General features: G+C 49.7%; 9 protein-coding genes and 1 pseudogene. 2 read left to right on the forward strand and 8 right to left on the reverse strand.

Annotation, left to right across the window (positions count from 1 at the left end):
• Positions 1-108: pseudogene (locus AC1DWB_RS28850) on the forward strand (DUF47 domain-containing protein); the annotation flags it as partial.
• Between the two features lie 76 nt (positions 109-184).
• A complete protein-coding gene (locus AC1DWB_RS28855) occupies positions 185-1,183 on the forward strand; it encodes an inorganic phosphate transporter (protein ID WP_477544550.1) in 999 nt (332 codons plus the stop codon).
• A gap of 727 nt (positions 1,184-1,910) precedes the next feature.
• On the opposite strand, the gene AC1DWB_RS28860 is transcribed toward AC1DWB_RS28855, so the two are convergent.
• From AC1DWB_RS28860 to AC1DWB_RS28895, 8 genes are all read right to left on the reverse strand, one after another.
• The gene (locus AC1DWB_RS28860; RefSeq protein WP_477544551.1) at positions 1,911-2,561 is read right to left on the reverse strand and encodes a redox-sensing transcriptional repressor Rex; all 651 of its coding nucleotides are present in this window, start codon (positions 2,559-2,561) and stop codon (positions 1,911-1,913) included.
• The gene (gene dinG / locus AC1DWB_RS28865) at positions 2,548-5,409 is read right to left on the reverse strand and encodes an ATP-dependent DNA helicase DinG (RefSeq protein WP_477544552.1); all 2,862 of its coding nucleotides are present in this window, start codon (positions 5,407-5,409) and stop codon (positions 2,548-2,550) included. Before dinG ends, AC1DWB_RS28860 begins: the two co-directional genes overlap by 14 nt.
• A gap of 100 nt (positions 5,410-5,509) precedes the next feature.
• Positions 5,510-6,154, reverse strand: a complete 645-nt coding sequence (locus tag AC1DWB_RS28870; protein ID WP_477544553.1) for a tetratricopeptide repeat protein — start codon at positions 6,152-6,154, stop codon at positions 5,510-5,512.
• A gap of 62 nt (positions 6,155-6,216) precedes the next feature.
• Positions 6,217-6,600: an aspartate 1-decarboxylase gene (gene panD, locus AC1DWB_RS28875; protein ID WP_477544554.1), complete on the reverse strand. Its 384-nt coding sequence runs from the start codon at positions 6,598-6,600 to the stop codon at positions 6,217-6,219.
• 6 nt (positions 6,601-6,606) lie between these two features.
• Positions 6,607-7,485, reverse strand: a complete 879-nt coding sequence (gene panC, locus AC1DWB_RS28880; protein WP_477544555.1) for a pantoate--beta-alanine ligase — start codon at positions 7,483-7,485, stop codon at positions 6,607-6,609.
• Positions 7,482-8,333, reverse strand: coding sequence for a 3-methyl-2-oxobutanoate hydroxymethyltransferase (gene panB / locus AC1DWB_RS28885; protein ID WP_477544558.1), 852 nt, complete (start codon positions 8,331-8,333; stop codon positions 7,482-7,484). Before panB ends, panC begins: the two co-directional genes overlap by 4 nt.
• A gap of 330 nt (positions 8,334-8,663) precedes the next feature.
• Entirely contained in the window at positions 8,664-9,632 is a 969-nt protein-coding gene (locus AC1DWB_RS28890) for a biotin--[acetyl-CoA-carboxylase] ligase (protein WP_477544556.1), read from the reverse strand.
• The coding region (locus AC1DWB_RS28895; RefSeq protein WP_477544557.1) for an HD domain-containing protein at positions 9,625-9,913 on the reverse strand (289 nt) is incomplete at its 5' end. The genes AC1DWB_RS28895 and AC1DWB_RS28890, both read right to left, overlap by 8 nt.

The following is a 9,913-nucleotide window of genomic DNA, read 5'->3' on the forward strand; positions in this document are numbered from 1 at the left end:
TACCATGACTTCAAGCTCAAAGAACTGTACGAGCGTCTCGAACAAACGACTGACAAGTGCGAAGACGTAGCAGATATCCTTGAAAGTGTTGTCCTTCGTTACGCGTAATACCTTTAGAACACTCAATCTGGCTATGCATATCGCCATGAAGTAACCTTGCTTCCCATAGTTTTAGGAGGAAATCATGCTTACGCTTATCATTTTTATCGTGGCTCTCGCCCTTCTGTTTGATTTTATTAATGGTTTTCACGATACCGCCAATGCCRTCGCTACATCTATATCGACACGGGCCATGTCTCCGCGATTCGCTGTTTTGTATGCCGCTATTCTGAATGTGATCGGTGCGCTCGTCTCTTCGGAAGTGGCCAAGACCGTAGGTGGCAGCATAGCCAATCCGGCCAATATTGATAATGGGATGCAGATCGTCATCGCAGCTCTAATCACAGCTGTAATGTGGAATTTGCTGACTTGGTATTATGGCATTCCCTCCTCATCCTCGCACACATTAATCGGTGCTTTGGCAGGGGCTGTTCTGGCCGGAGCGGGTTCAGGTGCACTGAACTGGGGCGGCTTTCTGCAAATCGTGAAAATCCTCGTCTTGTCACCCATTATCGCCTTCGGTGTCGGTTACATAGTGATGACGATACTCAAATTTTCGATTCTCGCATTCGGAAATCGTTCACGTTCCAAACTGAATCGGGGATTCAAGACGTTCCAGATTTTCTCGGCAGGCTTACTTTCATTCTCCCACGGCGGCAACGATGCCCAAAAAGCCATGGGTATTATCGTGTTCGCACTTGTGGCAGGTGGTTATCAGACTTCGCTAGATGTCCCACTCTGGGTGAAGCTGTCCGCAGCAACTGCAATGGGACTAGGGACTTCGATCGGCGGTTGGCGCATTATCAAGACCGTCAGCAAGAAGATCATGAAGATTGAACCTGCTAATGGCTTTGCTTCGGACTTAGCATCCTCGATCGTTATCCAGACGTCCACTCATATGGGTTTACCTTTGTCCACGACACACGTCATTACATCCTCGATTATCGGGACTGGCAGTGTAATCCGATTTAAGGATGTGAAGTGGGGTACGGTTACCCGGATGATTATGACTTGGGTCATAACGATTCCAATCAGCATTGCCATCAGCTTCCTCATATACAAAGTATTGTTCGATCTGTTCTAGATTAATAGCAGCTGAAACGACGGAACTTGGTTCTGTCTTTTTTTTGTGCAAAATTACTTCAAAGGTCCTTGGCGAATGAGTTTAGTTTCGCGCAGGGGAGGGAAGGTAGAGGGGGTTACGATCGCTGTTGTACTTGAACGCTTTGATTTAAAATTTTAGTGGTAAGCATTCAAGTACAAAGGCGACCGCTGACGCTTCTTCACTCCCTCTACCTGCCCTCTCTTGTTCTACTTTTCAGTAGACAGTTATGCAGTTCGTCCACTCCGCATCCAGTCTGACGGGTCGAATTATAGCGACTTGCAGCTCAAGTTTCACCAGCCAATGAAGCTGAAAGACGAAAAAATCGTCTTTCAGCTCATGTTTCACCTGCAACCGGGGCTCTAAGACGAAAAAATCGTCTTGCTGTTTCGRCCGTCGACGGTGCTGTAAGACGAATAATCGTCTTGCAACTTGAGTTTCGCCCGCAGACGGTGCTGTAAGGCCGATTTTGAGGCTTTCGAGTCTTCGTGATTACAGGAGTGGAAAGTGAAAAAGAGGACCCCGGCGAGTTTTGGCTTGAACCCCCCACCGCTGAATCCCTTATACAATCAAGGGAGGTTCAAACAAGATGTTTGAGCAGAAGGGTCCTTTTTCACTTGGAACGGCCGTTTTTGCTTCAATCGGACTTCGAGCGAACCCAAAAAGGTCACCTACCGCCTATTGCGTTAGGTGACCTCTTAGGTTCAAGCTATTGCACAGATGAATCCCCCGCCGACTTTGTCTCCAGATAATAAGCCAAACTCTGCAGCTCCGTTGTAAAATCTGCATGATGCACGCGGATCGTATCCGGTACCTTGATGATGACCGGTGCAAAGTTCAGAATCGCTTCGATGCCTGAGTCCACGAGCTGATTCGCGACGATCTGCGCCTCAGGTGCCGGGACGGTAATAATACCAATGCGGACTTTATGCTGCTCAATCGTTTTCTTCAACTCCCCCATCGGTTCAACACGCAGGTTGTTAATCTGCTCGCCTACGCGCACAGGGGAAGCATCGAATACAGCCATAATCTTCATATTATCCTGCAGGTAGGCGTTATAATTACAAAGCGCTCGACCCAGGTTCCCAGCACCAATCAGTACGACAGGAATGAGTTGATCCAGCTTGAGGATCTGCCGGATCTTCTCGATCAGATAAGGAACATCGTAGCCGATCCCTTTTTTGCCGAACTCCCCGAAGTACGCCAAGTCTTTGCGGATTTGCGCTGGATTGGCGTTCAGCTTCTGACCCAACTCCTGCGAAGATACCATATGAATATTGCTTTTGTTCAATTCATTGAGGAAGCGAAGGTATACGGGCAACCGTCGTACAACCGCTTCAGATATTTTAGGCGTTTTCACTAGTTTGTTCTCCCATCCAGCTATGAATTCTTGGAACGAGCTGAGTTAAGCTCATATGCTCGATCTTCGGTCCCGGCAGCGAGTACAAAAAATTTCGTCCATAAGTGGTTTCCAGTACGCGCGTATCGTACAGAATGACCACCCCACGATCCGTAGAACGGCGTACCAAGCGCCCGAAGCCTTGTTTGAACCTAATGACAGCTTGAGGCACCGAGAGCGCTGTGAATGGGTTCTGGCGCTGTTTCTTGATGTGATCGCTCTTCGCTTCCGCCATTGGGTGATTCGGAGGCTGGAAAGGCAACCTCACGATCGCGAGACAGCTGAGCGCATCACCAGGGATGTCGACGCCTTCCCAGAAGCTGCTTGTACCTAACAACACGCAACTGGCGTGATCTTGGAACAAGCGGGTTAACTTCGTTCGGTTGCTGCTGTCAATGCCTTGTCCCAATACATGAATGCCTTGCGGCTTCAGCTGTTCCTTCAATTCTTGATGCACCAGCTTCAACATCCGATAGGACGTGAACAGGACGAGCATTCTGCCTCTCATCTCGATTGCCACGTCACACAACGATTGAACCAGAGCAGTAATGAACGCAGATTCGCCGGACGGACCTTTGATGCTTGGAAAATCACGTGGGATTAAGACGAGAGCTTGCTTCCGGTACTCGAACGGAGATGGCAGCTGAACGGTCTTCAACTTAGGTGTATCATGGAACGACTTCAGTCCGAGCTGACTGCTGCTGTATTGAAACGACTTATTGACCGAAAGCGTCGCAGAAGTCAATACTACGCTGTCCTTCACATCGAAGAAGTAGCCTTTAAGCAGGTCGCTTACATCGAACGGTGCATACATCAATTGAATCGATTTGCTGCGGAAATACGGCGTAGCCTCGAGCCAATAAACATAGTTCTCGTTGGCCATCTTCATGAAGAAGCGTAATGTATCCCGACAGCGACTAAGCTGTTTGACATTACCCGCCATATCGGTAAGCAGACTGCTGGTCGAATACTCATCGGATTTGTCCTTCATCTCCGTCCCGAGTCGGTCCAGCTTCTTCGTAATCTCTGTCAGCTCCAAGAAGATGTTCTCCTCGATCGTGAGCAATGACTTCCATTGACCTGGAAGCTGGTCTGGCTTCATCCTGCGAAGAAATTGTCCACCCTCTCCGGATAGCGGATCGCTCTGTTCCGATACAAGCTGGAACAAGAGTTCCGTCAGTTGATCCCACTCTTCCTTGACTTTCACCATTCTCGGGTACACGCTATCGATCCATGTCAGCCACTCAGACGAAGCATCAGGTTCCTGCGATATTCTCGCATATAGAGCAGGTAATTGACCGCTTCTCGCATCTTTATACAATCGCTGCAAGGCGTTAAGCAAGCTATTATAGTTCAGTTCCGAGCCTAGTAGCTTGGAAGCGACTTCTTCGAAATGATGGGCCTCATCGACGACGAGATGCTTGTAGCTTGGCAATAAACGATTCTCTGCCTGTATATCCGTGAACAGCAGAGAATGGTTCGTGATGACCACATCGGCAATCGTCGCCTCATGACGTGCTCGATGGAAGAAGCATTTCTTAAACCAGGGACAGGCACGATTCAAGCAGGAATCCGTGTCGCTCGATACCGTATGCCAGAAGTCGATTCCACGATTGCCGAAATAAAGCTCCTCCTCATCACCATGCTTCGTTTCCGTCAGCCATACGATCATTTGGGCAGCGGTTAGCCGATCGTCTCGATCAAAAGTAAAATCGCTCTGCTGAAGCTTCTGCTCGAACTTACGCAAGCACAAGTATCGGCTTCGCCCCTTCAGAATAGAAGCCCGAAACGATACAGGCACAATATCCTGCAGTAACGGAATGTCGCGCTGACGAAGCTGTTCCTGCAAGTTGATCGTATGCGTGCTGACGATCATCTTCTTGTCTTCACGTATTCCGTGATACAAGGATGGAATCAAATACCCGAGTGACTTGCCAGTTCCGGTTCCCGCTTCAATGATAAGATGGCGGTCGCTTGCGAGTGAAGCCTGGACTTCCTCGATCATTTGACGTTGAGCCGGTCTTTCTTCGTAATGCGCAAACCGTTCCTGCAGATTGAGCTGAATCGTATCATAGAACGCTTCAAACGTCTGATCCGCCGGAAATGCCAGAGCTCCTTCCTCACGTGCCGGCTTCTCCTCGTCCCAGTTGTCTACATTTAACGCGAATTGACGGAAATAGGTAGCCGTATCAGGGTCCAATACGGTTTGTGTTTCTTTCCACAACCTGACCTCATGGATGAACCAAGCAAAGTCTGTGAACTCAGCTTCATACATCTGTGATATTCTCTGCAGGGTGATTAAGGGGAGACTTTCAATCCGTTCCAGACACTTCAGCCAGATCATTCCTGTCGCTTCTGCGTCAGAATCTGCCCGATGGGGCTGGTCATGAACGATACCGAAATGGTTGCTGACCATGGACAATTGTAATGTCGGAAGACCCGGAAACAAGATGCGCAAGAAAGCAAGCGTATCCAACACTCGACCATCGAAAGCGTTATAACCGCACTGTTCGAAGGCACGCTGAAGGAAGGCCAGATCAAATGCAGCGTGATGCGCCACAAGTATAGTATCTTCAAAAAAGGGGAGCATCTGTGAAACGACATCTGCTAACTCAGGTGCGTCTGACACAAGCTCGTCGGTAATTCCCGTCAATTGAACGATAAATTCAGGAATCGCTTTATTAGGTTTTACAAAAGAGGAGAACGACTGCGTAATACGGCCTTGCTCTATAACAACAAGACCAACCTGTATGATATCATCCGAAGGTTGGTCTCCTGTGGTTTCAAAATCGATTACAGTAAATTTCATCAGGCGCTTTCAACCCTTTCTGCACATTCACCTACTAAGCATACCAAAACGATACCCCGGAAGGAAAGGTAAAGTTTTTCCGGGGCATCGTCTTGATTGGTTAGTGCAGGAATCCATACTGTGGATCTTGCATGCCGGCTTGCTTGGCACAAACCTCCATGTTGAGCACAGGTTGTACGCAAGACGGATCGGTCATATGTGCCAGTTTGAAAAATTGCTGCGCTTGTTCCATGTTGTCATTCTTGGCTTGAATACAGCCCATGGCATTGTAGGAGATAGCTTTCATTGAAGCATGGTCGGTTAAGGAAATAATAAATTTAAAATGTCGGTAAGCTTCCATCTCATCGCCATTGCGCATATGCCCCATCGCTAAGTACAGCCGCCCCAGCATAAAATCTGGATATTGTCTTACCACCTGCTCGAACGCCCGAATGGCATTGTCAAACATCAACAGTTCGAAGTAGCCCTGCCCCTTGCTGAACGATTCGGATTGATACCCAGGTTCTGCTGATCCTGTAGGAAGCTCGGGATGTGCGTAATCTGGCACTTGCTTCATGTTAGTCTGGAAGAATTTCCCCAGCTTCTCTTCGAACCTGAGCCATTCTTCGACCAAATGGTCACTCATCCCCTTGAGCGCACTGAGCTTTTGGTTCAGTTCGTGCTTACGCGCGGGCGCGGCCGTCGGATAATCCTTCTCAATCTCGTCCAGAACGTCGTTCATCGTCTCGAACAGCTGCTTTATCATGACATCCCACCTTAGGCTGAAGGTTGTAGCAACTTTCTTCTAACTTGGGTTACACACATGTATTACAGGATTGTGGAGTGGGTCTCCGTGTTCATGGTACTGATCACTTGATTGTCCGGTCCCATAATAGCTACCTTCGGTTGATTCAGCTTCGCCTCTTCATTACTCATTAGCGCATAAGCCATGATGATGACCGTATCTCCAGGTTGTACCAATCTCGCCGCTGCCCCATTCAAGCAGATGACGCCTGAGCCACGCGGTCCCGGAATGACGTATGTTTCAAGCCTCGCTCCATTGTTATTATCCACGATTTGAACTTTTTCATTAGCCAAAATATCGACCAAATCCATCAAATCTTCATCAATCGTAATGCTTCCGATGTAATTCAAGTTGGCTTCCGTGACGGTCGCCCGATGGATTTTGGATTTCATCATCGTTCGGAACATCGCAAGTCACCTCCTGTGTAAAATCGTATTGTCAATGAGCCGGGTTCGCCCAAACTTAACCGCAAGCGCAATCACTACAGGTTCATCGGGGAAAAAAGTGTCAATGGGCTGCAGCGATGGATAAGTTCTAATGTCCACATAATCGATCTCAGCGAGCGGAGACGATTGGATGTGTGCTACGATACGGTCTCTTAGCTGCTCGGGTGTGAGCTGTTCATCCGCAACAAGAAATTCGGCTAATTGGAGCGATTGCGACAGTACAAGAGCTTGCTTACGCTCCTCAGCAGACAAATAAACGTTGCGCGAGCTCATGGCCAAGCCGTCGTCTTCACGTAATGTAGGACATGGCACGATGTGGACCGGCATATTCAAATCTTGTACCATCTGCTCGATGACGGCTATTTGCTGCGCATCCTTTTGCCCGAAATAAGCTCGGTCCGGCTGAACAATCTGGAACAGCTTCGTCACAACGGTAGCTACTCCATCGAAGTGTCCAGGTCTGGAAGCACCGCACATTACAGCAGTTAGCTCGGATACGATCACCTTGGTCCTTGTCGGCTGTGGGTACATCTCGGCTACTGATGGAATAAAGACGAAGTCAGCGCCAGCTTCTCCAGCAAGACGGCAATCCCTTTCGTTATCCCGCGGATACTTGTCAAAATCTTCATTGGCTCCGAATTGCAAAGGATTGACGAAGATGCTGACTACTACGATGTCGCATTCCTGACGAGCCTTCTCAATTAAACTGACATGACCTTTATGCATGTACCCTAACGTCGGCATGAATCCAACAATAGGTTCACGAGATGGATCCGTCATACGCTTGTCGCGTTTCGTATGGGTTATTGCTTGTCTAAGCTCCGATATCGTGGTGTAAATGTTCATGACGATTCTCCCTTGTTACTGTCGCCTCCGTACAAACCGTCCAGCTCGACATTTGTGTGAAATGAGTGTTCTTCTGCTGGGAAAGTACGCGTCTTCACATCCTGTACATACCGGGCGATGCCATCTCGTATATGATCTCCAACGTTGGCGTAAGCTTTTACGAACTTTTTGGGAATTGGATCAGCTGTATATTGGAGCACATCGTGGTACACAAGCACTTGACCGTCGCAATGCTTGCCTGCACCAATTCCGATCGTCGGAATTGTTAATTTGCTTGTGATAAGTTCGGACAATTCGTCCGTGACGAGTTCCAGTACGATCGCAAATGCACCTGCCTGCTCCAGTGCCAAGGCGTCATCGAGTAATTTCTGTGCTTGGGCTGATGTCTTGCCTTGCACCTTGTACCCGCCGATCTGGAATACGGACTGTGGAGTTAACCCGATATGCCCCATTACAGGTACGCCAGCTTTCACAATCGCATCAACGGTCTGGGCGATCTCGGTGCCGCCTTCCATCTTCACGGCTTGGCCTAATCCTTCGCGCATAATCCGCCCGACTTGCGTGAGCGTATGGTCGATCGTGCCATGGTAAGTCAAGAACGGTAAATCCGTAACGACCAGCGGGTTTCTTACGGCTCTCGTCACAGCCTTCGTATGGTAGATCATGTCGTCCAGCGTAACCGGCAGCGTTGACTCATAACCGAGCACGACATTACCGAGAGAATCGCCCACTAGGATGACGTCGATGCCAGCTTCTTCTGCCAAACGGGCTGAAGGGTAATCGTATGCGGTAATCATAGAGATTGGAATGCCGTCCAGCTTCATCTTGCGCATTCGGGTCGTGCTCATTTTCTTCGCTTCCACAGGGTCCACCCGCTTCCTTCGAGATGGCTCCTTGCCAAATTACCTTAAGAGTCAAAAAAACCTCTTCAGCTTAGACGCTAAAGAGGCTTCCAATTAACAGGAATCAATCTTGCGATTGTTTTCCGTCTCGGTCCCTTCGGCTCAGAGCAGAAATGTAGTACGGCTTACACATGCCATCATTATGGCCTATTGCGGTTTAAAACTTGCAGCTGTTGCATGAGAGTGCAGTTCCGCGTAGCGAATACCGCCTCTATACGATCAGTATAGCAAACTTTTCCGCAATTTTCACGAAATTTTCACAAAAACATACAAGTCTTACCCTTGCTGGATATCAGCTGAATACAGCTTGACCGTCTCACCATCAGCCTTTTGTATCTGTAAAGCCCCTAATTCATCAATCGCCATTGCCGTACCTTCTATCGAACCTTTCGACGTATTAGCCCGCACCGTGCCGCCCAACGTGATCGTTAAGGCTTCCCATGCCGAACGAATCGGGTCGAAGCCGTTCTCGTGGTACAATTCGTACAAGCATTCGAACTCCTCCATGACAGCCGCGATCAGTTCTGTACGATCGACTTTACGGCCTGAAGCCAACAATAGTGATGTTGCGATTGGCTTGAGCGGATCCGGGTAATCTTCTTGCTCCAGATTGGCGCTGATGCCGATACCGGCGATCACATAGCGAAGCCGTTCGTCTTCAGCGAACGATTCGAGCAAGATGCCACATACTTTGCGACCCTCGATTAGAATATCGTTCGGCCATTTGATCGCTGCTGGCACCGCGGTTGTCTTGCGGATAGCCCGACATACGGCAACAGCGGTGAGCAGCGTTAGTTGTGGCGTGAAATGAATAGGGACCGTGGGACGCAGCACAAGGCTCATCCAGACGCCTTTGCCTTTGGGTGAATGCCAATGTTTCCCCATGCGTCCACGTCCCGCATTTTGCTGCTCTGCGAGGACAAGCGTGCCTTCGCTAGCCCCTTCCTGTGCCAACTGCTGTGCAATGATCTGAGTTGAATCCACTTCATTGTATAACTTGAGGCTGCGGCCCATCACGTGGGATCTCATCCCGGTCATCAGCTTGACAGCCGATAGGCGGTCTGGCTGCCGAAGCAGCCGATAGCCTTTACGTGATACCGCCTCGAATTCATATCCCGCCTCTTTCAGCGATTGGATATGTTTCCAGATGGCCGTTCTGCTGCATTGCAGCATCTCACTCAATTGTTCGCCGGATACGAACTGGTCGGCGTGTTGTTCCAATATAGTTATGATGCGTTCATTCATGCTCTTCACTCTCGATCTGTTGACGTGCGGCTAGGATAAGCCGCCCTTTGTCGTTCGGGATGCGGCCGAGTGCCACATCCAACAGCAGGCCGTCCAATAGACGGCCCAGCCATGGCCCAGCCGGCCGCTCGAGCGCGGCGAGCACGTCGCGCCCTGACAGCGCGAGCTCGCTCACGCGCGACGCCGGCACCGCCTGCACCCAATCCRCCCCGGATTGGAGCAGGCGGTGCCGCTGCGCGGCGCTGAGCGCGCGCGGCGCGGGCGCTGGCGGCGCCGCGGGG

It is taken from the genome of Paenibacillus sp. P4_E11 (assembly GCF_056401635.1).